General features: G+C 63.7%; 1 protein-coding gene. It reads left to right on the top strand.

Annotation, left to right across the window (positions count from 1 at the left end; genetic code table 11):
* Positions 1-78 precede the first annotated feature (78 nt).
* Positions 79-1,568: ABC transporter substrate-binding protein (locus A2I95_RS36745; RefSeq protein WP_291737419.1), on the top strand; the 1,490-nt coding region annotated here is incomplete at its 3' end.

Raw genomic sequence — 1,568 nt, 5'->3', positions numbered from 1 at the left:
GGCGGGGCAGCCATTCACACCCTTTCCACTGCTGCCCGCATCTTTCCCGGCGCTGAACACAGCAACAAAGGAAGCAAAATGACCAAATACTATAACAGGGAAACCCTCCACCCAGCAGTGCGCATGCATGCGGAGGAAACAGCCCAAGGCAAACTGGACCGGCGCGAATTCCTGTCCCGCGCAACCGCGCTGGGTGTGACCGCATCCGCGGCCTATGGCATGATCGGCCTCAGCCAGCCGGTGCAGGCGGCGGCCAATGCCCAACAGGGCGGCACCATCCGCATCCAGCAGGTCGTGCGCGCCCTCCTCGATCCGCCGCTGTTCAACTGGCCGCAGCTGGGCAATCTGGTGCGCGGTTATCTGGAATATCTGGTGCAGTACAATGCCGACGGCACCTTTGAGCCGCGGCTGCTGGAAAGCTGGGAGGTCAACGAGGACGCCACCGAATACTTGCTGCACATCCGCCCCGGCGTGAACTGGAACGACGGCCGCGGCACCCTGACGGCCAAGGACGTCGCCTATAACTTTGCCCGCTGGTGCGATGGCAAATGGGAAGGCAACTCAATGGCGGCCCGCATGGGGTCCTTGCAGAACGAGGCTGGCGACGGCCCCGCCGAGGGCGCGCTGGAGGTGGTCGACGATCTGACGCTGAAGGTAAAGCTCACCCGCCCGGACATCACCATCATCCCGGCAGTGACCGAATACCCCGCGGCCATTGTGCCGGACGGCTGGTCGGGCGATCCGGGCGCCGACCCGGTCGGCACCGGGCCTTACAAACTGGTGGAATATGAGGTCGGCGTGAAAGTGGCCCTGGAAAAGAACACCGATCACGAATGGTGGGGCGAAGGTGCCCATCTGGACCGGATCGAGTTTATTGACTTCGGCACCGACGGCTCCACCCATCTGTCAGCCGCCGAGGCCGAAGAAATCGACATGGTCTATGAAACCGTGGGGGAATACGTCGATATCTTCACCTCCATCGGCTGGAAGTTGAGCGAATCCGTCTCGGCCAACACCCTGGTGCTGCGCACCAACCGCGATGCCGAGGTGGACGGGGCGCAGCCCTATGCCGATGCCCGTGTCCGCCGCGCCCTGGCGCTGGCCTGCGACAACGCGGTGCTGCTGGAACTCGGCTATGACGGCCGCGGCACCCTGGCGGAGAACCACCACGTCTGCCCGATCCACCCGGAATACGCCGATATCGGCGCCCCGGTGCGCGACCCGGAAGCCGCCCGCCAATTGATGGAGGAGGCCGGGATGCTCGATTTCGAGCATGAGCTGTTCTCAATCGACGACGACTGGCGCCGCAATACTACCGATGCGCTTGCAGCGCAGATGCGCGATACCGGCCTTAAGGTCAAACGCACGGTTCTGCCCGGCAACACCTTCTGGAACGACTGGGACAAATACCCGTTCAGCTCCACCGACTGGGGCCACCGCCCGCTGGGGGTGCAGGTGCTGACACTGGCCTATAAAACCGGGGTGGCCTGGAATGAAACCGGCCTCGCCAGTGCCGAGTTCGACAGCATGCTGGAAGCTGCCTCAGCCATTGCCGATGCCGATACCCG

This window comes from Leisingera sp. F5, assembly GCF_001593695.1.
This window is presented reverse-complemented; position numbering and strand designations above follow the sequence as displayed.